Source organism: Paracidovorax anthurii, assembly GCF_003269065.1.
Taxonomy (GTDB): domain Bacteria; phylum Pseudomonadota; class Gammaproteobacteria; order Burkholderiales; family Burkholderiaceae_C; genus Paracidovorax; species Paracidovorax anthurii.
In genome coordinates, this window is record NZ_QLTA01000006.1 from 26,768 (window position 1) to 50,775 (window position 24,008).

General features: G+C 69.1%; 20 protein-coding genes. 14 read left to right on the forward strand and 6 right to left on the reverse strand.

Annotated features, from left to right (window positions below; translation table 11 throughout):
• The first annotated feature begins 182 nt into the window (after positions 1-182).
• Positions 183-1,145 carry a LysR family transcriptional regulator gene (locus tag AX018_RS04670; RefSeq protein WP_111876147.1) on the forward strand — a complete coding sequence of 321 codons (963 nt, stop codon included), beginning with the start codon at positions 183-185 and terminating at the stop codon, positions 1,143-1,145.
• Between the two features lie 79 nt (positions 1,146-1,224).
• Here AX018_RS04670 and AX018_RS04675 read toward each other — a convergent pair whose 3' ends face one another.
• Together AX018_RS04675 and AX018_RS04680 are read right to left on the reverse strand one after the other, a co-directional pair.
• On the reverse strand, positions 1,225-2,205 hold the full coding sequence (locus AX018_RS04675; RefSeq protein ID WP_111876148.1) for an alpha/beta hydrolase family protein: 981 nt from the start codon (positions 2,203-2,205) through the stop codon (positions 1,225-1,227).
• Complete coding sequence (locus tag AX018_RS04680) at positions 2,202-3,062, reverse strand: AraC family transcriptional regulator (RefSeq protein WP_111876149.1); 861 nt, start codon at positions 3,060-3,062, stop codon at positions 2,202-2,204. The genes AX018_RS04675 and AX018_RS04680 overlap by 4 nt, the downstream gene beginning before the upstream one ends.
• 273 nt (positions 3,063-3,335) lie before the next feature.
• Here AX018_RS04680 and AX018_RS04685 point away from each other — a divergent pair, with 273 nt between their 5' ends.
• The 13 genes from AX018_RS04685 (at position 3,336) to AX018_RS04745 (ending at position 20,401) form a co-directional block, all read left to right on the forward strand.
• Positions 3,336-5,366 carry an alpha/beta fold hydrolase gene (locus tag AX018_RS04685; protein WP_245951430.1) on the forward strand — a complete coding sequence of 677 codons (2,031 nt, stop codon included), beginning with the start codon at positions 3,336-3,338 and terminating at the stop codon, positions 5,364-5,366.
• 235 nt (positions 5,367-5,601) lie between these two features.
• Entirely contained in the window at positions 5,602-7,143 is a 1,542-nt protein-coding gene (locus tag AX018_RS04690) for a PLP-dependent transferase (protein ID WP_111876150.1), read from the forward strand.
• Positions 7,130-9,091, forward strand: a complete 1,962-nt coding sequence (locus AX018_RS04695) for a class I tRNA ligase family protein (protein ID WP_111876151.1) — start codon at positions 7,130-7,132, stop codon at positions 9,089-9,091. Before AX018_RS04690 ends, AX018_RS04695 begins: the two co-directional genes overlap by 14 nt.
• The gene (locus AX018_RS04700) at positions 9,088-9,348 is read left to right on the forward strand and encodes an acyl carrier protein (RefSeq protein WP_111876232.1); all 261 of its coding nucleotides are present in this window, start codon (positions 9,088-9,090) and stop codon (positions 9,346-9,348) included. Before AX018_RS04695 ends, AX018_RS04700 begins: the two co-directional genes overlap by 4 nt.
• Complete coding sequence (locus tag AX018_RS04705; protein WP_111876152.1) at positions 9,341-10,309, forward strand: fatty acid desaturase family protein; 969 nt, start codon at positions 9,341-9,343, stop codon at positions 10,307-10,309. Before AX018_RS04700 ends, AX018_RS04705 begins: the two co-directional genes overlap by 8 nt.
• Positions 10,306-11,466 carry a hypothetical protein gene (locus tag AX018_RS04710; RefSeq protein ID WP_111876153.1) on the forward strand — a complete coding sequence of 387 codons (1,161 nt, stop codon included), beginning with the start codon at positions 10,306-10,308 and terminating at the stop codon, positions 11,464-11,466. The genes AX018_RS04705 and AX018_RS04710 overlap by 4 nt, the downstream gene beginning before the upstream one ends.
• Positions 11,467-11,555: 89 nt before the next feature.
• A complete protein-coding gene (locus AX018_RS04715; protein ID WP_111876154.1) occupies positions 11,556-12,482 on the forward strand; it encodes a beta-ketoacyl-[acyl-carrier-protein] synthase family protein in 927 nt (308 codons plus the stop codon).
• A 52-nt stretch (positions 12,483-12,534) separates the two neighbouring features.
• Positions 12,535-14,244 carry a fatty acyl-AMP ligase gene (locus AX018_RS04720; RefSeq protein WP_245951431.1) on the forward strand — a complete coding sequence of 570 codons (1,710 nt, stop codon included), beginning with the start codon at positions 12,535-12,537 and terminating at the stop codon, positions 14,242-14,244.
• A 70-nt stretch (positions 14,245-14,314) separates the two neighbouring features.
• Positions 14,315-16,060, forward strand: a complete 1,746-nt coding sequence (locus tag AX018_RS04725) for a carbamoyltransferase family protein (RefSeq protein ID WP_111876156.1) — start codon at positions 14,315-14,317, stop codon at positions 16,058-16,060.
• Positions 16,061-16,082: 22 nt separating this feature from the next.
• Positions 16,083-18,161 carry an iron-containing redox enzyme family protein gene (locus AX018_RS04730; RefSeq protein ID WP_111876157.1) on the forward strand — a complete coding sequence of 693 codons (2,079 nt, stop codon included), beginning with the start codon at positions 16,083-16,085 and terminating at the stop codon, positions 18,159-18,161.
• Positions 18,162-18,184: 23 nt separating this feature from the next.
• On the forward strand, positions 18,185-19,111 hold the full coding sequence (locus AX018_RS04735) for an alpha/beta fold hydrolase (protein ID WP_111876158.1): 927 nt from the start codon (positions 18,185-18,187) through the stop codon (positions 19,109-19,111).
• Positions 19,108-19,407 (forward strand): acyl carrier protein, encoded by a 300-nt coding sequence (locus tag AX018_RS04740; RefSeq protein WP_111876159.1) that lies wholly within the window; start codon positions 19,108-19,110, stop codon positions 19,405-19,407. The genes AX018_RS04735 and AX018_RS04740 overlap by 4 nt, the downstream gene beginning before the upstream one ends.
• Before the next feature lie 73 nt (positions 19,408-19,480).
• Positions 19,481-20,401, forward strand: coding sequence for an acyl-CoA desaturase (locus AX018_RS04745; RefSeq protein WP_111876160.1), 921 nt, complete (start codon positions 19,481-19,483; stop codon positions 20,399-20,401).
• Here AX018_RS04745 and AX018_RS04750 read toward each other — a convergent pair.
• The 4 genes from AX018_RS04750 to AX018_RS04765 all read right to left on the reverse strand — a co-directional run bounded on the left by AX018_RS04750 (position 20,373) and on the right by AX018_RS04765 (position 24,006).
• Positions 20,373-20,885, reverse strand: coding sequence for a dihydrofolate reductase (locus AX018_RS04750; protein WP_111876161.1), 513 nt, complete (start codon positions 20,883-20,885; stop codon positions 20,373-20,375). The two genes, AX018_RS04745 and AX018_RS04750, sit on opposite strands and share 29 nt — an antisense overlap.
• Positions 20,886-20,908: 23 nt before the next feature.
• Positions 20,909-21,499 (reverse strand): DUF4337 domain-containing protein, encoded by a 591-nt coding sequence (locus tag AX018_RS04755; RefSeq protein WP_111876162.1) that lies wholly within the window; start codon positions 21,497-21,499, stop codon positions 20,909-20,911.
• Positions 21,500-21,552: 53 nt separating this feature from the next.
• Positions 21,553-22,386, reverse strand: coding sequence for a thymidylate synthase (locus tag AX018_RS04760; protein ID WP_111876163.1), 834 nt, complete (start codon positions 22,384-22,386; stop codon positions 21,553-21,555).
• A 192-nt stretch (positions 22,387-22,578) separates the two neighbouring features.
• Positions 22,579-24,006, reverse strand: a complete 1,428-nt coding sequence (locus AX018_RS04765; protein ID WP_111876164.1) for an FAD-binding oxidoreductase — start codon at positions 24,004-24,006, stop codon at positions 22,579-22,581.
• Positions 24,007-24,008: the final 2 nt, after the last annotated feature.

Consider the following 24,008-nt stretch of genomic DNA (forward strand, 5'->3'; position numbering starts at 1 on the left):
CGGCGCTATTCGCATGTATGTGTGTCAGGGATTCGTGAATGACCAGAATCCGAACAGGGCGAATAATCCTGCGATCCCGCAGGCCGGACAACGTTATGCAGAGCCGGTATTTGGCTATGTGAATTGCGACAAAGTGAGTGTTAACCCTTGGTCTTCCATCGCGGTGCTTTCCAGACGACGCCATGAATTTCAAACAGCTCGAAGCGTTTCTCGCCTTCATGAACACCGGATCGACCATCGAGGCAGCGCAGCGCCTGGGGACGTCGCAGCCAGCCGTCAGCCGCCTGTTGAGCCAGTTCGAGGACGATCTGGGCGTGCCGCTCTTCCTGCGCCGCAAGGGGCGCCTGCATCCCACCCACGAGGCGGAGGTTCTGTTGCCGGACGTGCAGAGCATGGTCTCTGGCGCGGGGTCGCTGCAGCGCCACGTGAATCAGTTGCGGCTGGGCGGGCAGCGTCGCACGCTGCTGCGGGTGCACGTGCCCAGCACGGTGGCGCAAGCGGTCATGCCCGGCGTGGCGGAGGCCTTCCTCGATGACCACCCCGACGTGGCCCTGGAAGTGCTGGCCGGAACCTATGAAAGCGGCGAGGTCGCGATCCTCGGCCGCGAGACCGATCTGGCACTGGTGCGATCGCCGCCGCTCAATTCGGGGCTGGCCATGGTGCTTGAACTCGCCACCGAGGCGGTCTGTGTCATGCCGGCCGGGCATCCGCTGCAAGACCTCAAGACGGTGTCCTGTGCCGATCTGATCGATATCGATCTGGTGCTTCTGGGGCGCCAGCGCTCGTTGCGCCAGCAGATCGACCAAGTGTTCCGCAAGGCGCGGATGATGCCGCAGATCCGCGCCGAGGTGCATTCCGTCGAAATGGCCTGCCGCTTCGCGGCGCAGGGGCTGGGGGTGTCCATCGTCAACGGCCTGTTTGCGCACTTGTGCCAGGACATGGGCATTGTCTGCCGGCCATTCCGGCCGCGCATTGACTACTGTCTGGGAATGGCCACGCTGGCCGGGCAATCGCCGGACCCGCTGGTGCCCGAAATGGCAACGCGCATCCTGGACGCCATGGCGCATCGCGCAGGCGCCCATGCCTTCACCGTGGGCACAACGCACTCGGGCAGTGAATCGCTCGCTGCGGGAATCGCGGCTTGAGTTCGTAACTGCGCGGCGAACCGGGCTGGCGGTTGCCGGCAGCCGCCGTTTCCCCGCCGAGCACGTCTGCCAAGGTGTTTCAATGGGCGGGACCGATGGCCCGCAGAAGGTGCCGCTGAAAGAACGCCAGGACCTCGGCGTTGAAGGTCGCATGGAACGCAACGCGGTCAAAGCCGGCCCCATCGCGGCACAGGCCGGGCAGTGTGGTGGCCATGGCCGGCGAGCACGGCGCGAGAAAAGCGAAATGGGCCGCGCCGGAGGCCACATGCCATTCGGGCGGTGCCGGCAGTCCCTGGCGAACCGTGTCCACGGAGGCGGGCGTGACGCCGTCACCGCCATATTCGGAAGCCCAGAGCTGAACCGGGACCCCCACCTGTTTCAAGCCCCGCGCGTCGAAAACACTCAAGGGATCGGCCACGACGGCCGCCTTGATGCGCGGGTCTGGCACGGGTGGGGCAGGGAATGCCCGGCGACGAATCTCTTCACACAAGGGCCGCGGGGATTCCGGCGGGCACAGGTCCTGGCGCAAGGCCCAGTCCGGCTGGGCACCGACCGCCGCCAAGGCGGTATAGCCTCCCCGGGAAAAGCCGAAGATGCCCACTCGGCTGGGGTCCAGCCGGGCGCGACCGGGCCAGCGGCCCAGCATGTGGTCGACGAGCCGTTTCATATCCACCGGCCGGGTGGCGAATGCCGACAGGTGGCCCTGGCGGCTGAGGTCGCGGAAGTTGTCCCCAGGGTGGCTGATGGCGGCCACAACGAAGCCCGCGTCGGCCAGTGTGGCCGCCGTGTCGTGGTGGCCCAGGAATGAGCCGCCGGTGCCGTGGGAGACCACGACCAGGGGGAGCCCTGTGCCCATGACCGGGCAGTCCTTGAGGCCATCGATGACCAGGGGGTCGAGGGCGATGCGGCCCGCAGGCGCATCGCAGGGCGACCAGACGGCTCCGCGCAATGCGGGCCCCTCCCGGTCGGCGGGCACCTCGATGAAGGCGAAGCCCGCTGCATGGGCCAGGGTGGCCGACAAGAAAAATGCGGCGATGGAAAGCAGGCAGGGTCGGGTCATGGCATTCGGGCCGTACGGATGGGGATCAGCAGGTCGGTGAGCAGGTCGGCCTGCCCGGCATCGCGCGGCGAGTTCAGGTAATGCTCCAGCGCCGGCCTGTCGTCGGGTTCGTATCCGCTGGACGGCAGCCAGCGCGCGTAGAGCGCGGCCATCGCCGCGCCGATGCGGGCATAGGGGCCCGCGAGGCGGTGCCGCGCATAGCGCCCGGCCGGGATGTCGAGGGTTTCCAGCCCTGCATCCATCGCCGCGTGGGGCTCGGGGACGACCGCCGCGGCGTAGTACCTGAAGCCGGACGCGGGCACTCCGGGGTCTCCATAAGAGGCGCCCAGCCGTTCGGCTGCGCGGGTTCCGCAGGCCAGGTACAGCCGGCGCTGGGTATGGGGAATGGTCGCGATGGGGCCGGCATGCCGCAAGGCCAGCACCCGTTGCGCGGGGCGATCGATGACCTGGACCGCCAGCGGGTGGGCAGGGGCGCCCTCCGCAAAGGGACCACCACCGCCCGGCCCGACCTGGTGCAATGCTCTCTGGAAGGCCTGCGGAGACTGGCCGGTGAACTGGCCGAAGGCGCGCGTGAAAGCCTGCGGGCTGTCGTAGCCCACGGCCAGCGCCACCTGCGTGATGCTCTCCCTTCCTTGCTCCAGCAGGTGCGTCGCGCGTGCCAGCCGGACGCGGCGTACCGTGGCGGCGACCGTTTCCCCGACCACGCTGCGGTACACGCGGTGGAAGTGGTAGGGCGAGAAATGCGCCATCGCCGCAAGGTCTTCCAAGCCGTGCTCGGCCATGGGATTCGCCACGATGAAAGCGACGACACGCGCGACACGCTCTCGATAGTCTTGTTCGGCACGGTGGTTTCTCATCGCATGCCAGTGTGCCGCGGCAGGCTGGGGAGCGCTTAGCGGATCTTGCGCAATTGGCGTCGAAGCGGCTGGCTGTGCGCAATGCCTGCGAGCGGATGGCCCGGCGAATCAGTGCATTCGGGCCGTGTGTCGCCACAAGACCAGCGAATGAAAACGGGTCGTCCGGATGCGCCGACCTACCCGAAGGAGTACCTACCGGAAGAGGTAGTTACGCGGAATTTCGGTAGAAGGTCAAATTTCCGCTGTACAGAATAATCAACAAGTGCAGCGAGGATGGCTTTGATCGGTTCGAAAATTGCAGCAACTGTCGCGTTCTCGCTGCTTGCATCCGTGGGCAGCGCCAATGCGCAGACGCGGCTCAACTGGCCTTTCAGCCAGTTTGCGCAGTCGGCGCTGCCGGATTATCCGGACGTGATCGGCGAATACATCCAGATCGCGGGTGGTGAGCTCGACGCCAATGCGTACACCCTGCGCACGCCTGCCGAGCTGAACCAGGCCACGTTCCTGCGCGTGCGCTCGGCGCTGGATGGCGAGTTCCCGCAAAAGGCCCATGCCGTCATCGTGGCCATGCCGGGGTTCTCCAGCACCCCCGCGCACTGGCTCTATCTCAGCGCCCAATTGCTGCACAAGGCCCATCTCCGGCAGGGGGGATGCCGGGACGGCCAGCGCGCGGTCGATTGCCGCCTGGAGGTGTGGGTCGTGCAGCGCCGGGGCGCGCACCTTGCCGATACCCGGGGCGCCCGCGCCGCGATCCTGGGCGACAGCCCCGAGGCGGCGGTCGAATACTATTTCGGGCCCTCCATCATGGGCAGCGACGGCCGGTTCGCGCTGGATGGCCGTGGCAAATTCCCGCTGGCGTCCCCGAAGGCGCTGGCGGGCCGGCCCGGGGCCGCTTGGAAGCCCCTCGAACAGGGCGACGTGCCTTTCATCGCCGACTGGGACTTCGAGACCTATGCCCGCGACGTCGATCGCATGCTGGCGCTGGTCCAGCAGAAGACCGGCAGCAGGAACATCTTCCTGGCCGGCCACTCGCAGGGCGGCAGTTTCGCCAGCCTGTACGCCGGCCGCCTGAGGCCCGACGGCACCCGCGGCTTCCAGCACCTGGCCGGAATCGTGATGCTGGACGATGCCGGTGCCTATGGCACCGATGGCTACCCTTCCGCGCAGCAGGCGGATGCCCACCGGCAGGCCATCGATGCGCTGCGCGGTGGCCGCAGCCCGGTCTACACCGATGCGGTCGGCCTCAACCTGGCGTCCGGCCCGGCCGCCGGAGCGCGCGAGATCGCCAGCATCCGCTATTACGCCCGGGAGAACGCCGCCAGCGAATCGCTGTTCGCCCCGCGGCAGGCCGGCATGATCGTGCCCACGTCGCAGTTCCCCGGAACCACGGCCGGAACCGCCAACGCCTTCCTCGGCCAGATCCGGCTCTCGCATCTGGCGCGGGCCGGCATGAACTTCGACACCAGCCCGACCCGTTCGGATTCGGCGGCCTACGGCCCGCTGCAGGTCAATCTCCAGGAGCCGCTGGTGGTGGCGGTGGGGCAGAGCCTGGGGCTGCTGGACTTCACGCCGAGGTCGGGCACGTCGTCGCAGTGCGATGCCGGCTCGCTGCCGGGGATGTGCGTGCCCTTGCCGTCGCAGATCGATCCGGGCCGGGTGTACGGATGGCAGGAGGCGGGAGGCCGCTCCGCCATTGCGCGCGAGGCCAAGGTCGGGGTCGGCCAGGCGGCGCAGTTCATGAAGGCCTATGCCTGGACCAGCAACCGCACCAACATCCGCCCGGTGACCTACGCCTTTCCCGTCAGCGGGCCGCGCACGGTCGATGCGCGCGAGATCGTCACCAACAACTGGTATCCCTCCGAGCGCTACGACGCCGACATCCGCTTCCTGGGCGGCGGCTCGAAGTTCACCTTCGTGCACGACGGCGTGCGGATCGACATCGACAAGACGGCCATCGACATTCCCCTCTACTACGCCCACCGCGCGGCACCGTCGCCGGCGATGCCATCGGTCTTTCCCGGGGTGCGCGACTACACCTACATCGGCCCGACCGGCACGCTGCAGTCGCAGGTCGCGGCGGGCAAGTCGCCGCTTCCGTCCACCATCAGCTCCCGGTATTACCGGCACACGGACTACGTGGCGGCCGACGACACGCTCGGGGACGCCGCGGATGCCCCGCCGCCGGGCGAGCCGGGCAGCAGCCTGGTCGCCAATACCTTGCTCGACTGGGTGCTGGCCCGCACCGGCACCGAAGGGGCCCGCGTGCCGACGCCCTGGCAGCTTGGCGTGGTGCGCAGCAGGTGACGGTCATGGAGCGAACCACGCCGCAGGCGGCGCCGATGCCGGGGCCCTCGTGATCGCGCGCCGCCGCCGCTGGCGCGGCTGAACCCTCCTGAAGGCGGGCAGGGCGGGGTGGTTCGCACCGCTCCTGATCTTGATCCGCCCCCGCTACCCCTTGCCCCGCTCCGAACCGGTTTCGGTGGGGGCTGTCCGCCGCATTGCGACTTTGCGATTTGCCTTTGCCCCTCCAGGGAGAACCATGTACAGCGATGAAGTGAAAACGGACGTGGCCCCGGCCAGCGCCAAGTCGGTGAAAGCCGAAGTGGTCACCATTGGCCTGGCCCAGTTGATGTCGGCGACGGCCGACGTGGCCGAGCTTCAGGGCCGGCTGAAGCAGTACACCATGTACTGCAAGGCGAACAACGTGCCGATCCAGCGCCCCCTCGTGGGCCAGCTGGAGTCCGCGATGTCCTCCGCCCTCGAAGTGGCCGAGGCCAGGATCCGGCACGAGGGCGGATTGCAGGCCGAGAGCGAACTCGACCGGCAGACCATCGAGTGCGAGCAGCTCGCGCGGATGATGCTGCAGACCAAGAGCTACGTCATCCAGTGCCTGGAATGGTGCGCCCCGGCCTACGAACAGTCCCACTCCAACCAGTTCTTCGATCTGTGCGCGCAGCGGAATGCGCGGGTCAACTACGAGCGCTACGAATCGAAGGAGGTGGAAGCCATCGAGCGGCAGCTGGCCGAGGTGCTGGGCTACGACACCACGCAAAAGGCCGTGGTGCTGACCTCTTCCGGCATGTCGGCCTATGCCATCGTGGAAGCCTTCACCGTGCGGGAAATCCTGAGCCCGGGCGATACGGTGCTGGTTTCGCCCTACATCTACTTCGAGGCCTCGGGGCAGCTCACCACGCTGAAATCGCTCGACGTGGTTTTCGCCGAGAGCTACGACGTGGAGCAGATCCTCGCGCTGGCCGAGGCGCGCCAGCCCCGGGCCATCTTCCTGGACCCGTTGTCCAACACGCCCGAGCAGCGCCTGATCGACCTCGACCGTTTCTTCCGCGAGATCGGGTCCCGGATGACCGGGGCCGTCACCGTCGTGGTGGACGGCACGATGTCGCCGGGCTGCTACCGGCCCGAATGGAGCGATGCCGGCGGCAAGGTCGAGGTCATCTACTACGAGAGCTGCTCCAAGTACCTGCAGCTCGGCTTCGACAGCATGATGGCCGGCTACGTGCTCGCGCCCATCGCCCACCGGGAGAAGCTGGGCATCATCCGCCGCAACACGGGCGCCATCCTCTCGCGGGACTGCGCCAACACGTTCCCCCGGTACTCGGCCGATACGCTGTGGAAGCGCATGGACATCATCGCGCGGAACGCGATGGCGGTCATGGACCATTTCTCGGGCCTGGATGCCGTGCAGTCCCTGGTGGAGGTGCACTATCCCGGCCACGCGTCGCACCCGGACCACGAGGTCGGCAAGCGCTACAAGACCCTGGGGGGCTGCGTGTCCTTCAAGTTCCGGTCCGGCAACGACTACCCCAAGCTCAACCGCTTCATCAGCGAGCTGATCGAGGTCTGCACCGCCCGGGGCATCCGCCTGATCAAGGGCGTGTCCTTCGGCCACACCGTTCCGCGGGTGTCGGCGTCGTCGGCGATGGCCGGCTTCGACAAGCCCTATATCCGCCTGTTCGTGGGGGCGCTGGGCGTCGAATCGACCCAGGCGCTGTGCAAGGCGATCGAGCTGACCCTGCTGGCGGGCAGCTATCTGCAGAGCGAGCCGGCCCATGAGCTTGCTTGAGTCCCCGCGCATCGGCGGCGACCGCGCGCAGGCGCCTGCGCGCGCCGCGCAGCCGGGCCGGTTCGTGCTGCTGCCGCCGCCCAATGTGACGGGCGACCTGCACCTGGGGCACGGCTTCAGCTTCACCCTGCTCGACACCTGCGTGCGGTACCTGCGCAGCCAGGGGGAGGTGGTCCATTTCCGGCCGGGCACGGAGCATGCGGGGTCGCGCGCGGAGATCGCCTACAAGCGCCAGCACGGCGGCCGCTGGGACATGGCGGATTTCCTTCGCTGGCAGCAGGAGACGCGGCGGTCGATCCTCCAGCAGATCGCGTACATCGGCCTGGATGCCGACTGGGACGCCGAGTACAACTCGATGGACGGCACGCGCGTGCAGTTCATGCAGCGCGCGTTCGTCCAGCTGCAGGGCGACGGCTACATCTACCCGTCGGTGGAGATGGTGAACTGGTGCCCATGCTGCCGGACCTCGATCTCCGAGATCGACGTGAAGTACGCCGCCGAGCGCATTCCCCGGCTGCTCGTGTCCCACGCCGATGCCGGAGGAGGTGGCATCACCATCGCCACGCATGGCCTGGAGCGGCTCCTGGGCGCCACCGCGCTGCGGATCGCGCCGGAGCATCCCCGTTTCGCCCCACTGGTCGGCCAGGAGGTCCATTTGCTCGGCAGCCGCCTGCGCATCCAGGAGGGCAAAAGCCATCCGGACCTGGCCCCTGATTGCCTCACGATCTGCAACCCGCAGGTCAACCCGGCCGACTTCCAGCCGCCGGGCGAGGCCGCCCCGGTCAACACCTACGACCGCGATGGCAACGTCAGCGCGCACTACCCCGCGTTCCGCCGGGATTCCCTGGCGGCCAGCCGCCGGGAGATCGAGCAGGCCCTGGCGCGGGATGGATGGACGGTGGCACGCGAAGACACCGACCACCAGGTGGCCCGCTGCGGCGTGTGCTCCACGGAGCTCCATCCGCGGGTGTCGGGGCAGTGGTACTTCGACGTCCGCAAGGGGCTGGAGCGGGCCGGGAAGCCGCCGCAGTTCCATTCCGCGCTGTGGCAAAAAGGGTTCGAGCTCTGGCTGGACAAGCTGCGCCGGCCCATCGTGAACCAGTACCACGAGACGCTCAACACCAGCTACTACGGCGGTTACGCCACCAACCGCGACTTCCAGGTATCGAGCCAGTCGCTGTGGGGGCAGCCGCTGCCGGTCTGGCACTGCCAGGCCTGCGGCCACGCGGTGGTGGCGCAGGAGCGCCCGGCGCAGTGTGCCCAGTGCGCCGGCGACGGTTTCGAGCCCTCGCCCGACGTCATCTCCATCTTCTTCAGCTGCTGCCTGATGGGGCCTTCGGCCAACCCGTCGGACGCGATGGAGAACGCGGTCGATTTCACCGTGTGCGGGCACGACATCTACCACTACTGGGGCTCGCTCAAGAACATCCTGGCCTGCGCGCTCGGCTACGAAGCCGGCTTCGGCTCGCTGATGGTGCACGGCCTGCTGGTGGACCAGCAGGGCGAGAAGATGACCAAGTCCAAGGGCAACGTGATCGACATCCGCGCCGTCATCGAGCGCTACGGTGTCGATGCCTTGCGCGCCGCCGTCTATGACGCGGCCCACAGGGATGCCAACAAGCCCTACATCCGCTTCGACGTGCAGCAGCTCGAACGGCTCCAGCCCCGCATGGCCGAGCTGGGCCGCAGGCTGGCGCAGCCCGCCGAGGCTCCCGCAGAAGCTCTTTGCGAAGTCATCACGCAGGACGAGGTCGCCCAAGCGCAGGCGCAGGTCGATCGCTTCATGCGCACCTTCCAGATCGGCGCGGCCTACCGGGCCGTCATGGCGCTGGCCGAGCGGCCCGTGCTCGCCTTCTCCTCGCTCGCCGTGCGGCAGGCGTTCTGCCGCCTGCTGTCTCCCTTCCACCCCGGACTGGCGGCATGCCAGCCGCCGTGCACGCACCCATGAACACGCCCATCACCCATCACCCCTACCTGGCCGCCGATGTCGGGGCCATGGCCGCGGAGGTCCTCGAAATCGACGCCGGCGCCGTGGATGCCGGCCGGAGCCTGAGGGACCAGGGACTGGATTCCCTGAGGCTGCTCTTCCTCATCGACAAGCTGGAGGGCCGCTTCGGCATCAAGCTGGTGGGCGAGAACCTGAGCCCCGACGACTTCCGGTCCGTCGATTCCATCTGCCAGCTCCTGAGAGGCCACCATGCATAACGAAGGCAGCGAAGCACTCAAGAGCTACGCTCCCGTCCGGCTGACGCAGGAGCAGAAGCGGGAGCTCGCCACCAAGAAGCCGATGCGCTTCGTCGTCCAGTTCGCCGTGCTCGCGGCGCTCTATGCCGCGCTGGCCTATGCCGGCCTGCGGGTGGACCACTTCGCGCTGTGGCTTCCGATCTGGATCGCGATGGGCGCCATGCTGGGCGGGCTCAACCTGATCGGCCACGAATGCGTGCACTCGTCCTTCTCGGGATCGCGCAGGCTGAACCATCTGGCGGGCGCCTTCTTCATGGCGACCAACTTCCTCAATTTCACGCTGCACCGCGGCTACCACCTGAAGCACCACGCGCACACCACGCAGGAAGGCGACACCCAGAACGAGATCGGCCTCTACGGCTACCGCAGCCGCGCCGAGTACCTCAAGGGCCTGCTGTCCTGGTCCACCATCTTCAACTCCTTTTTCTACAACGAGTGGAAGTACAGCGTGCTGGCGTTCTTCGGGCGGCGCACCGCGTTCTTCAACACCAAAGAGTCCGACCTGCCCGCCGTGAGGGCGGATTTCGCCGTGATGCTGCTGTGGTGCGCGGCCGTGGCCGGCTTCACCTGGCAGGCACCGGAAATCGCGGTCAAGACGTTCCTGGTGCCGGTCTGCGTCTTCTTCCCGCTCATCCTCTACCTGATCAGCCTGCCCGAGCACTACAAGGTCGATTGCGGCAGCAACGCGCTGGAGAACACGCGCACGATCCGCTCGAACTGGCTGGGGCGCCTGGTCTTCTGGAACATCAACTACCACACGGCCCACCACGCGTTTCCGTACGTGCCGTTCTACAACCTGCCCAAGGCGCACAAGATCCTCGAGAAGCAGATGAAGTACTGCGAGCCTTCCTATATCGGCTTCCATCTCAAGGCCTATCGGGACCTGCGCGGCACGCCCGCGGTGAAACGGGAAAGCGCATGAGCAAGGCGATCGATTCCTTCACGGAGGGGCTGCTGCAGGCCGATGCGCACATCCCCGCGGATTTCCACTTCGTTGCGCCGGACGCGGTGCGGGGCGCCGCGCACGGGTATTCCTCGGTCATCGCCGGCATCGTGGCCCAGTGCTACGGGCCCGACTATCCGGCGCCCACCCAGGACAGCGCCTACCTCGTCACCGCCCTCGAAAGCGGGTCGCAGACGAGTTGCGTGTGGTCGATGAACGAGGCGAGCCTGCGGGCCGAACAGTTCGGCACGCTGTCCCTCTACGACGCCGACTTCCCGTTCGGCTCGGGCATCGGCGAGCTGGGCAAGAGCGGCTCGGCCAGCGACGGCAGCGCCAAGTACGGCTTCGCGCTGTTCCTGCGCCAGTGGCTGGAGACGGCCGGCTCCCGCTACCGCAGCTTCTTCTGCACCTCGCGCAACTGCAGCAGCCGCGCGGCCCGCGAGGGGCGGGTGCGGGGCGGCGGCGCGGTGCGCTATCTGGTGTCCCACGTGATGAAGATGACGCAGTGGGGCTATGCCCCCTGGTATCTGATGCCGGACTCCGGGGCCGGGTCGTATGAGCTGCTGGACTTCTTCGTGCGGCTGCCGGGCCCCTTGCACGACGCGCCCGGCGTCGGGGGGCTGCGGGACATCCACGTCTTCGGCGAGAGCACGGAAGCCTTCATCCGGCAGGTCTTCATCGACAACTGGGGCGCCGCGCCCCGGCTGGTGCGGCCCGCGGGCGGCTGCGCCCCGGTCCCCGCGGGCTGGCTCCTGCTGGAGGAGGACTACCAGCAGGAGAAGAACCCGGCGAAGCTGGTGGCAAGCCCGGGGGGCGGCGACTTCCATCGCTCGCTGCACCGGCTGGAGCAGGTGGCCTGCAGCACGCTGACCGTCATCCTGCCGATGACCGAGGCCTACGTGGGCGCCCAGCGCACGCTGGAGGACAGCGGCTACACCTTCTGCGCGCTGTACCCGCCGCTGGATGCGCAGGGCACGGCGCAGGGCATGTGGTGCCGCCTGAACACGGAGCGGCCCCTCATCCTTCCGAAGTACCACGGCAAGCCGGATGGCGCCGGCAGCCCCTGGCTGGCCCGCCATGCCGGGACGCTGGCCGCCGAACTGCTGGACCGCAGCACCGCGGCCGTCCGTGTCTGAGCGCCGCGAGGCGCCGCCCACGCCAGCCCCATGGCGCGGGGGTGAATCGACCGTGGCGCCCCCTTTTTTTTCCGACCGACTGAAGCAGCATGCGAACGAATGACGTCTACTTTGGAGGCTTTCAGCACGAGCTGGGCGAGCAGCGCCCGGTGGAGGAGCTGCCCCAGCTGATCGAACAGCCCGAGCTGCGGGCCCACATCCTGAGCGGCGGATTCCGCCACTACCGGAAATCGCCGCACGGCCCGGCCGAGCTGGCCTACCGCTGCGTGCGCAAGCTGCTGGATGCCCGGCCCGCGCTGCAGGAGGGCATCGATCTGGTCATCTACGCGACGCTGACGTTGCGGGACCCGCAGCTCTACAACGAGCAACTGGGCGACACGCTGGTCCGCCTGGGGCTGGAGAAGGTCAACGTCGTGGGCCTCTTCTCGTCCGAGTGCGGCAATGCGGTGGGCGCTCTGCAATTGGCCCAGGGCCTGATCGAGGCGGGCAAGGCGCGGCAGGTGCTTGTCATCGCCACCGACACGTGCCTGGACGAGCGCCAGCGCGTCATCGACGGCAATGTGGTCGTGAGCGATGGCGCGGCCTGCTTCGTGGTGGACACCGACCCGCGCAACGACTTCCGGCTGCTGGACAGCCTGCAGCGCTCCAACCAGCGGCTGCGGGTGGAAACCTCCAGCGCGTACTCGCCGAAGTTCCTCAAGCTCTCCACCGATGCGATGAAGGAATGCGTCGAGACGCTGCTGGCCCGCCAGGCGACCGACCGGGCGTCGATCGATACCTTCCTGACCGGCAACTTCGCGCTGCCGGCGCTGGCGATGTTCAGCTACGTCGCCGGCGTGAAGCGGGAGATCCATTTCTGCCCCGATGTCGCGGAGGTCGCCCATGCCTATTCCTGCGACATCCCGCTCAACCTCGAACGCCTGCTGGAGCAACGGCGGCCCGCCGCCGGACACCGGGTGCTGTGCCTGGCCACCGGCAAGAGCAACTGGTTCGCTTCGGTGTTCGTCAAGACCTGAGCGCACGGGCCGCCACCGCAAGGGGCGGCCTTCGCCACCCGCCCCGCCCACCATGTCCACCCCCCTGAACTCGAAAGCAACGATGACGGCACGCCGAGCAGTAACGCCCACGCTGATGCACTGTCTGCTGGACCGCGAAGCGGCCTGCGACGGCAGCGTGGCCTATCGCTTCATCACCCGCGGCGATCTCCAGCCCCTGGAGTGGTCGTACGCCACGCTGGTCGCGCAGGCGAAGCGCCTGGCCGCGGCGCTGCAGCAGCGGGGGCTGCGCGGGGAGCGGGTGCTGATCCTCTGCGCGGTGGGCGAGGACTACAGCTGCGTTTTCTTCGCCTGTCTGCTGGCCGGGGCCATCGCCGTGCCCTGCACGCCGCTGCGGGGCACGCGCCACCGCTCGAAGATCGTCGAGATCGTGAAGAGCTGCGCGCCCCGGCTGGTGGTGTGCGACGAGGCCTCGATGCGGCCGCTGGCGGAGCTGCTGCAGCCTGCCGGGCTGCAGGGCATCGAGCTGGCCGATCCGGCCCGCCTCGCGGCCGAAGGCCATGCGTGGCAGTGCCCGGACGTCGCGCCCGGCGATACCGCGCTGCTGCAGTACACCTCGGGCTCCACCAGCGATCCCAAGGGCGTGGTGGTCACGCATGCCAGCATCATGGCGAACCTCGCGGGCATCGAGACGAAGTTCGGCCTCGGCCCGGATTCGCGCGGCATGGTGTGGCTGCCGCCGTACCACGACATGGGCCTCATCGGCGGTGTCCTGAGCCCGGTCCACACCGGCTACCCGATCACCCTGCTGTCGCCGCTGCTGTTCATCCAGAAGCCGGGGCGCTGGCTGCAGCTCATCTCGCGCTACGGCATCACCGCCAGCGGCGGCCCCAACTTCGGCTACCAGGCGTGCGTGGAGCGCGTGGAAGAGGCCGAATGCGCGGGGCTGGACCTGGGGTCGTGGGAGCTGGCCTTCAACGGCGCAGAGCGCGTGGACGCGCAGACGCTGGAGCGCTTCACGCGCCGGTTCGCGCCCCATGGCTTCCGCGGCACCGCGCATTACCCGACATACGGCATGGCGGAATCGACGCTGATGATCTCCGGCGGCTCCCGCGGCGCGGGCTACCGGGTCCTGCCCGCCATCCCGGGCGGCGGGCACCGGGCGGAGTTCCGCGATGCGGTGTCGTGCGGCAGCGCCCTGGACGGGCACGAGCTGCTGATCGTCGATCCGGAGTCGCGCCGGCCGGTGGAAGAGGGCGGGATGGGCGAGGTGTGGGTGCGCGGCCCCAGCGTGGCCGCCGGCTACTGGGGCAACCCCGGCGAGGCCTTCCGCGGCCAGGTGGAGGGCCGGGCGGAGCACTTCCTCCGGACGGGCGACCTGGGCGTGCTGCGTGGCGGCGAGCTCTACATCCTCGGGCGCATGAAGGAGGTCATCATCGTCCGCGGCGCCAACTTCTTCCCCACCGATCTGGAAAACGCCATCCGTGGCGCGCACGAGGCGCTCAACCCGGAAGGCGTGGTGGTGTTCTCCCATGCCGGCGAGGCGCAGGAGGAGTCGATCGTCGTCATGGCCGAGCTGCGCCGCGCCGCCAGGGACACGCCGCCCGAGGCCATCCGGGCCCGCATCACCGCGGCGCTGGTGGGCGAGTTCGACCTGCGCCCGATCGACGTGGTGCTGCTGCCGTTCGGCGGGGTGCTGCGCACCTCCAGCGGCAAGCCCATGCGCATGAAGATGAAGCAGCTGTATCTCGAGCGCGCCCGGGAGCCCGAAGCGGTGGCCTAGCGCCACGCCACTTTCCAAAAACCACCCTCCGGCCCTTCTGAACCCAGTGGATGCCGCCTGGAATTCTTCGATGAAATACTACATAGGACTGGCCTGCACCGGCCACGAGAACGCGCTGGCCATCGTCAACGCGGATGGCGAGATCGTGTTCGCCGAGGCGACCGAGCGGTTCCTGCAGAACAAGCGGGCGGTGAACACGCCGCCGGACGATCCGCTGCGCATCCCGCGGCTGCTCAAGCAGTACTGCGAGCCCTGCAGTTCCATCGTCGTCGCCAAGACCTGGAGCAGGGAGGCGCCGCAGAAGATGCGCGCCGATGCCGCGCAGATCCTCAAGGCGCTGGCGGGCGCCGATGCCCAGGCCGACCGCGACTGGATCGCACGGGTCGCCTTCCATGCCGGGCTGTGCGACAAGCTGATCGAGCCCAACTACAAGCTGGCCGGCACCGGCATCGAGCGCTACTGCGGCCTGCAGGGGCTGGAGCACTCGGTGCGCAGCTACGAGCACCATCTCACGCATGCGGCCTATGCCTGCTACACCTCGCCGTTCGACGATGCCGTGTGCGCGGTCTTCGACGGCTACGGCGAGGGCGTGCACAGCAGCTATTTCCACTACCGCGACGGCAGGCTGGAGCCGATCCCGCGCACGAAGTCCGCCCGGGGCCGGTACGGTTCGCTGTCCAGCCTGGGGCTGTACTACGGCTACACGATCTGCGCGCTGCTGGGCATGGACATCGTCAACGGCGAGGAATGGAAGGTGATGGGGCTGGCGCCCTATGGCGAGCTGAACCCCGCGTTCCTGGACGTCCTGCGCCGCCACATCTACGTCGATGGCCTCGATCTGGTGATGGACGAGAACGCGGCCGGCACCTACCGCGAGCTGCAGGCGTTCGCGCGCCGCCCCGGCCAGAGCTACGAGTCGGTGGCCGACATCGCCTACACCGCGCAGCACTACTTCAGCGAGATGATGCTGGAGGTGCTGGCCGGGCTGCGGAAGCTGGGGCTCTCCGACCGGCTGGTGCTCTCCGGCGGCTGCGCCCTCAACTCCACCTTCAACGGCTGCGTGGCGCCCCGTAGCGGCTTCGGGCAGTTCTACGTCCCGCCGGCGCCCTCCGACGACGGCAACGCCGTCGGCGCCGCGCTGCTGGCCTATGCCGAGGACGGCGGCACAGTGCCGCGCCGGGCCTTCCATTCGCCCTACCTCGGCTCGGCGATCGACGACAAGGAGCTGGAGCCCTTCCTGAAGAACGGCCCGATGCTCGGGCAGGTGCCGGTGCCCCCGGGCGAGCTGTGCGACTACGTGGCCCGGGAGCTGGCCGCCGGCAAGGTGGTCGGCTGGGTGCAGGGGCGCGCCGAGTTCGGCCCGCGCTCGCTCGGCAACCGCTCCATCCTGGCCGATGCGCGGCAGGCCTCGATGAAGGAGCGCATCAACGCCATCGTGAAGTTCCGCGAAGGCTTCCGGCCGTTCGCGCCCTCCATCCTGGACGAGTTCGGCGATCGCTACTTCGAGGACTATTCGGCCACGCCCTACATGGAGAAGACCCTGCGCATCCGCGAGGCCCACCGCGAGGAGATTCCCGCCGTGTGCCACGCGGACCACACCGGCCGCCTGCAGACCGTGCGCGAGGACTGGAACCCGCGCTTCCACGAGTTGCTGAGCTCCTTCCACGCGCTCACGGGCACCCCGGTGCTGCTCAACACCAGCCTGAACGTGATGGGCAAGCCCATCGTCCACAGCGCGGCGGACGCGGTCACCGTGTTCCTGTCCACGGGGCTCGACCTGCTGGTGGTCAACGACCACGTTTTCTCCAAGCCGTAGCGCACGGGGCGGCAAGCAAACCATGAGTGCAATCCTTCCAGCCTCCGCCGCCGGCGCGGGCGACACCTATTCGGCCCGGGGGCTCGCGTCCATCTCGGAGGCGGCTGCGCCGTCTCCGCGCGAGCTGTGCCGGCGGCTGTGCGACGACGCGGCCTCGGAGTACCGGCTCTACCTGGCCAAGGCCTGCCTGCGCTTCTTCGACGCCCATCCGCCGCGGACCGGGCGCGGCGCGCCGCGGGCCGAGGTGCTGGCGGGCGCGAGGAACATCGCCGCACTGCTGCAGCGCGCCGAGGGGAGCGTCGGGGTCCTGCCGCAACTGCGCTTCCTGGTCTGCGCCAGCGATCGCCTGCTGCTGCACGTGGCCGACGTCCGCAATTTCTCGCGGCCGCTGATGCACGTGCTCTTCCGGCTGCTGGACGACGGCGACCAGCCGGCGATACGGGCCACGCTCGACGACCATGCCCGCCGCAAGGGCGCCTGGCTTGGTCCGCAGCACGACCTGCAGGGCTATCTCGCCGAGGAGCCCTTCGACGAGGAGACCTTCCTGGCGGCCTGCATTCCGGCGGCCCTGGGCACCCTGGCCTGCGAGCGCCTGCCGGAGATCGCCGGCTTCGCCCATGCCCTCTGGCATGCCATGGCGCTGCTGACCCACGGCAGCGACCAGGGCCGGTTCTACCGCGCCCGCAGCCGGGCGCTGTGGCAGGCGCTGGCCGGCCTGCCGGACGCGGAGGCCGGGCGGGCGCGGCACGGCGCCGTGCTGTTCGGCGCCTGCATCGGCCTGCTGGACGACGCCACCCGCGAGAGCGCCGCCCGCGCGGGCCGGCGGGCGGCCGACATCATGGAGCACAAGGCCCGCTTCGCGCTGATCCACCACCCGCACGTGATGCTGGCCGGCCGGCGGCTGGTCGAATGGTTCAACGACAGCGAGCACCCGGGTGCGGCCCTGTTGCAGGCGCTCTGGAACTCCCACTGGATCCGCCGCGACGGCATCGACGACAGCCCCTTCTTCCGCAACCTGCTGGGCGAGGGCGGAAAGATGCACGGCGTTTTCTCGCGGCCCGAGATCGAGTCGCTCAAGGCCCACTTCCGGCTGCTGGCCGCCGGCGAGCCGCCGGTGGCGGAGGCCGGTTGTATCGCCCGCTTCGGCGCGTTCCTGGGCCGCGACCGGCAGGCCGTCCTGGCTGCCGCGCCGGCCGGCGATGGCGGCGACGGCGGCTTCCGCTCGGCCTATGGCGCCATCATCAACGCGGAGTCCCGCCCGGCGGCGATCGAGGTGGCGCGGCAGGTGCTGGAGCGCATCGGCGCGGAGTTCGCGGCGCTGCGCCCCGGCATGGAGGCGCTGCCGCTGGTGCGCCCCTTCGCCTATGCGCGCGCCGATTTCGAGCGCCGCATCGAGGACTTCTACTACTTCCAGGCCGAGCAGACGCGCAAGCTCCAGCTCGACCTGTGCGACCTCGGCCTGCAGCGGCTGCACGTGGCCTTCGCGCCCTTCGCGCTGGTCGATGGCTGCTGGCTCCGGCATGCCGGCGCGGCCGAGCTGTCCCGCGGCGCCCGGGCGCGGCTGTTCACCATCTTCGCGGACGAGGTGGGCAACGGGCACCACGAGGCCAACCACGCCAACATCTACCGCCGCCTGCTCGCCGACATGGGCTTCGAGTTCGCCGAGGCCTGGCAGGAGGCCTTCGCCCAGGACCCGCGCATCCCGGAGCAGGCCTACAAGGTGCCGTCGTTCCTGCTGGCCGTGGGCGTGTGCTCGCAGCAGTACTACCCCGAGACCCTGGGCATCAACCTGGCGATCGAGATGTCGGGCCTCGACGGCTTCTACGAGGCCATGATCCGCAACCTCGAAAAGCGCGGCCTGCGGGCCGACTTCTGGCGCGTGCACGTGTCCATCGACAACTTCTCCTCCGGCCACGCGCGCCAGAGCGTCAACGCCATCGCCGAGCACATGGCGTCGGTGCAGGAGCGCTACGGCAGCGACGTGGCCGACCTGGTGTGGGCCCGCATCTGGACGGGCTTTCTCACCATGATCTACCTGTTCCGCGTCGAGCTGGCCGTGCTGATGTCGGGCGTGGCATCGGCCACGGCCACCCGGCACTGACCGGCTTTCGAAAGCGCATTCGCATGCACAGCCTTCACCGCACCCAGTCCACCCTGCAGTTTTCCTGGCAGGACACACCGGTCCGCTATGCCGTCGGTCAATGCGACACGGCCGAGGGCCGCGCCGCGCAGGTCCTCTGCGTCCACGGCATCACCCGCAACCGGCATGACTTCCACGTGCTGCAGCCCCGGCTGGCCCGGCGCTTCGCCGTGAGCGCGCCCGACCTCGTCGGCCATGGCGACAGCGACTGGGTGGGCGAGCAGCTGACATACCGCTCCGATCTGTTCCTGGCGCAGTTGCGGCATCTCATCTCGGCGCGGGCCGGCCAGGGCCGCGTGGGCTATGTCGGCAGCTCCTACGGCGGCCTGCTGGGCATCCTCCTGGCCGCCGAGCCCGCGTCGCAGGTGGCCTGCCTGGTCATCAACGACGCCGGTCCCGGCATCGACCCCGAGCTGTACCAGCGCATCGCCAGGCTCATCAGCTACTACCCGACCTTCCAGTCGAGGACGGCCGCGGAGCAGTGGGCGCGTGCCGCGCTGCGCCAGGGCGGGCCGCTTCCCGAGGCCGTGGCCGACGCCGTGGTGCGCCACGCGATCCGCCCCCTGGAGGGCGAGCGTTACGCGCTGCGCTACGACCCGGCGCTGCCCCGGCTGTACACCGACGCGGGCGCGAAGCCGACCGACATCTGGCACGTGTGGGAGCAGGTGTCCTGCCCGGTCCTGCTCCTGCGCGGCCAGAACTCGGAGGTGCTGACGCCCGGGATGGTCCGCCGCATGCAGTCCACGCACCCGGGGCTCGACGTCGTCGAGGTGGCGGGCGCCGGGCACTTTCCGCACCTGATGACCGAGGACCAGACAGGCGTCGTCGAGGCGTGGCTCGCCGCGCACCTGGAGGCCGTCCCCCCGCACCCGTCCACCCCTTCACTCACCATTGAAACGAGCGCACCATGAATGCATCCCCTTCCCAGACCGCTTCCCTGCAGGCCGACACCGTCTCCGACTGGCTGGTGGACTACCTGGCCCGCAAGCTGAGCATCGATCCGAAGAAGATCGACACCGAGGCCACCTTCGCCGAGTACGGGGTCGATTCGATGATCGCCATCGTCATGTCCGGCGATCTCTCGTCCTGGGCCGCGTGCGACCTGAACCCGACGGCCCTCTACGAATACCCGTCGATCTCGGCCCTGTCGCAGCACATCTGCGAGCTGAAGGGGCAGGGCGCGCTGGCGGCCGGGAGCATGGCGTGAGCGGCGCGCGGCCCGTCCGTCGCGCGGCAGCCCGGCCGCTGCCACGGGATTCCGGGTGGACCGGGGACACGTCATGAGCGGCGCGCAGACCGTGCTGGAGCGGCACCACCTGAAGCTGCGCCGCTACGACTACGTCCTGGGCCGCCTGTTCGTGGTCCTGCCCGTGGGCGGGCTGGTGGCGGCCGTGCTGCTGTGGCTGGCGGGCTGGCAGGTGGGCGCCTTCGAGCTGGCGATGTGCCTGGCGATGTACCTCTTCACCATGATGGGCATCGAGATCGGCTTCCATCGCTGCTTCGCGCACCGCGCCTTCCGGGCCAGCCCGGGCCTGGAATGGGTGCTGGCGGTGGCCGGCTCCATGGGGGGGCACGGGCCCCTGATCTGGTGGGTCACCACCCACCGCCGGCACCACCGCTTCGTGGACACGGACGACGATCCGCACACGCCCAACAAGGACCTGGGCAGCCCGTGGCGCAACTTCCGGTCCTTCCTCTACGGATACGTGGGCTGGACCCTGGACACCGACGTGAAGCTGCAGGAAGGCTGGCAGAGCTACGGGCTGGACCTGTACAAGCGCAGCATCCTCTTCAAGGTGCACTCGCGCTTCGCGCTGGTCTCGCTGCTGGGGTTGGCGCTGCCCACCGTGGCGGGGGCGCTGTTCCATCGCTCGGCCGAGGGTGCTTTGCTCGGCCTGCTGTGGGGCGGGCTGGTGCCCGTCTGCCTGACGCAGCACCTGTTCTGGATGATCAACTCGTTCGGGCACCGGGTGGGCGCCAAGCCCTTCCACACCCGGATGGTCGGCGACAGCCGCAATTGCTGGTGGCTGGCGCTGCCGACGCTGGGCCAGGGCTGGCACAACAACCACCACGCCGACCCGGGCTGCGCGACCACGCGCAAGACCTGGTGGCAGGTGGACCCGGGGGCGTGGCTGATCCGGGCCTTCGAGCGGCTGGGCTGGGCCAGCGCCGTCAAGTGGGAGCAGCGGGAGATCCGCTGACGCGGCGGTAGCTCACGAAGGCATAGGGCAGGCCGCCCGCCGAGCGGTGCGCGTTGCGCGCCGTCTCCCGCCATTCGGGGCCCAGGGTGGGGGCGAAGGCGTCGCCCTCGAAGTCCTGCTGGATCTCCGTCACTTCCACGCCATCGGCCAGCGGCAGGGCCTGGGCATAGATCTGGGCGCCGCCCATGATCCAGACCGCGTCGCCCTGCGCGCGGCCCAAGGCGATGGCGTCCTCCAGGCTGCCCGCGCGCAGCACGCCATCGGCCTGCCAGTCCGCCTGCCGCGTGACCACGATGTTGGTGCGCCCCGGCAGCGGGCGGAAGCGCGCGGGCAGCGAATCCCAGGTCTTGCGGCCCATCACCACGGACCCGCCCAGCGTGAGCTGCTTGAAATGGGCCAGGTCCTCGGGCAGGTGCCACGGCATGGCGTTGCCGCGGCCGATCACGCCGTTGGCCGCGCGCGCGTAGATGAGGTGCAGGGGCATCGGCGGGTTCCTTTCACACCGTCTCAGATGTGGAGGAAGGCCAGCGCGCCCACGGCCAGGCCGATGCCGGCCACGCCGTACATGCCCCATCCCAGCCACTTGCGGCGCGTGAGCAGGGCGATGGCGGCCAGCGCGATGGCGACCTGCAGCACCGTGGTGGCCTGGGCCCAGCGGTGGTGCTGGTGCATCTGCGCCTCGCTCTGGTGGTCCAGCGCCAGCGACTGCGCCTCCAGGGCCTCGGCGGCCTTCTTGATGTCGTTCTTTTCCTGCTCGTAGCGGTCCAGGCGGGCCTGCAGTGCGGGCTTGCGGTCGTCGACGGCCAGGTCGCGCGCCAGCTCGGTCAGCGACTGCTTGGTGCTCTTGGACTGGTAGTAGGCCCACTGGTTGGCCGCCTCGGTCTTCTTGATGGCGGCGTCGTTCTTGATGAGGCCGGCATTGGCCTGCGTGGCGCCGCCCATGTACGAGAAGATCGCGCCCACCGTGGCGATGATGGCCGTGGCCATCGCGATCTGGTTGGTCAGGGCGCCTTGGGCGGCATCGGAATGGGCGTGCTGGGCGGCGTGCTCGACGGCGTGGTCGTGCGGCCCATGGACGTGGAAGCCGTGGGAGGACATGGGGTTTGCGGAGCGGAAGTGGGAAAAGGGTGGGGTGGCCGCGTCGGAACTTCTCAGACGGCCACCGGGGCCTTGATGGCCGGGTGGTGTTCGTAGCCGGCGACCTCGAAATCCTCGTACTGGTAGTCGAAGAGGTTTTCGGGCCGGCGCAGGATGCGCAGCACGGGGTAGGGGTGGGGGGCGCGCGAGAGCTGCAGCGCCACCTGCTCGGCGTGGTTGTCGTAGATGTGGCAGTCGCCGCCGGTCCAGACGAAGTCGCCCACGTCCAGGTCGCACTGCTGGGCCACCATGTGGGTCAGCAGCGCATAGCTCGCGATGTTGAAGGGCACGCCCAGGAAGATGTCGGCGCTGCGCTGGTAGAGCTGGCACGAGAGCCGGCCCCGCCCTCCGGGCTCCTGCGCAGGGGCCACGTAGAACTGGAACAGCGCGTGGCACGGCATGAGCGCCATCTGGTCGAGTTCCGCCACGTTCCAGGCGCTCACGAGGATGCGGCGCGAATCGGGGTTGCGGCGCAGGGTGTCGATCACCTGGGCGATCTGGTCGATGTGCCCGCCGTCCGCGGCGGGCCAACTGCGCCACTGCACGCCGTAGACCGGGCCCAGGTCGCCGTCCTCGCGCGCCCACTCGTCCCAGATCGTGCAGCCGCGCTCCTGCAGCCAGCGCACGTTGCGGTCGCCGCGCAGGAACCACAGCAGCTCCAGGATGATGGACTTCAGGTGCACCTTCTTGGTCGTCACCAGCGGGAAGCCCTCGTTCAGGTCGAACCGCATCTGGTGGCCGAACACGCTCTTCGTGCCCGTGCCGGTGCGGTCGCCCTTGGCCACGCCGTGGGTGGCGACGTGGCGCATGAAATCTTCGTACTGGTGGCGGATGGGGCGGTCGGTCATGGCGTTCCGGCGCGGGGGCCGGCAGGCGATTGGGGCGGGCGGCGAAGGCCCGGGCTGGCCCGGGATTTTAGGCCGGCGCTGCCCGAAAGGCCTCCGCAGGGCCTTCACGGCATGGAAACGGATGAAATCCGGTCCATGTCGCCGTATTTGCTGAATAGTTTGCTATGTTTTATGTAGCAATTCGGTGGGCGGTCAGGGCTGGCGTGCCAGCACCCGCCCCGGATTGAGCAGCCCGCGCGGGTCCAGCGCCTGCTTGATGGCGCGCATCATCGACAGCGCCACGGGCGACTGGTAGGTCTGCAGCGTCTCCACCTTCAGCTCGCCGATGCCGTGCTCGGCCGAGAACGAGCCGCCGAAGCGCGCGACGGCCTCGTACACGAGGTGGTTCACGCGCTTTTCCTCATCGCGCAGGAAGGCCTTGGCATCGCCCTCGGCGGGGGCCTGCACGTTGTAGTGCAGGTTGCCGTCGCCCAGGTGGCCGAAGTTGACCAGCCGCACGCCCGGCACCTCGCGCGCCAGCAGCGCGTCGGCGTATTCGACGAAGGCGGGGATGCGCGAGATCGGCACCGAGATGTCGTGCTTGATGTTCAACCCTTCCTCGGCCTGCGCGAGCGGGATGTTCTCGCGGATGTGCCAGAGCTGGTGCGCCTGCGAGAGGTTCTCGGCCACCACCGCGTCGCTCACGCAGCCGTCCTCGAACGCGGTCTCCAGCAGCGCCTCGAAGCGCGCGCGGGCGTGCTCCTCCGATTCGCTGTCGGCGTTCTCCAGCAGCACGCCGTAGGGCACGTCCTCCTGATCGACGAAGGGCACGCGCAACTGCGGCATGTGCCGGGCCACGAGGCCGAGCGCGAAGCGGCCCATCACCTCGAAACCCGTGAGGCCGGCGCCCAGGTGCTGGTGGGCCAGCCCCAGCAGGCGCACCGCGGCTTCCATCGAGGGCACGGCCGCCCAGGCGGTGAGGCTCGCGGCGGGGCGCGGATAGAGCTTCATCGTCGCGGCGGTGATGATGCCCAGCGTGCCCTCGCTGCCGATGAACAGGTCGCGCAGGTCGTAGCCCGTGTTGTCCTTGCGCAGGCCCTTCAGGCCCTCCCACACCTCGCCCTGGGGCGTGACCACCTCCAGGCCCAGGCACAGGTCGCGCGTGTTGCCGTAGCGCACCACCTGCGTGCCGCCGGCGTTGGTGGCGAGGTTGCCGCCGATGGTGCAGCTGCCCTCGGCCGCGAGGCTCAGCGGGAACAGCAGGCCGGCCTTCTCGGCCACGTCCTGCAGGTTCTGCAGCACGCAGCCGGCCTCGACCGTCATGGTGAGGTTGTCGGCGTCCACCGCGCGCACGGCGGCCATGCGCGTGAGGGCCAGCACGACCTGGGTGCCGGATTCGTCGGGGATCGAGCCCACGGCCAGGCCCGTGTTGCCGCCCTGGGGCACGATGGGCGCGCCCGCCTCGGCGCAGGCCCGCACCACGGCGGCGACCTGCGCGGTGGAGGCCGGCCGCACCACGGCCAGGGCCTTGCCGCGCGCGCGGCGGCGCCAGTCCTGCTCCCAGGCGGCGAGGTCGCCCTCGGTGAGCACGTGGGCATCGCCAACGATCTGGCGCAGGGTATCGATCAGGGAAGAAGACATGG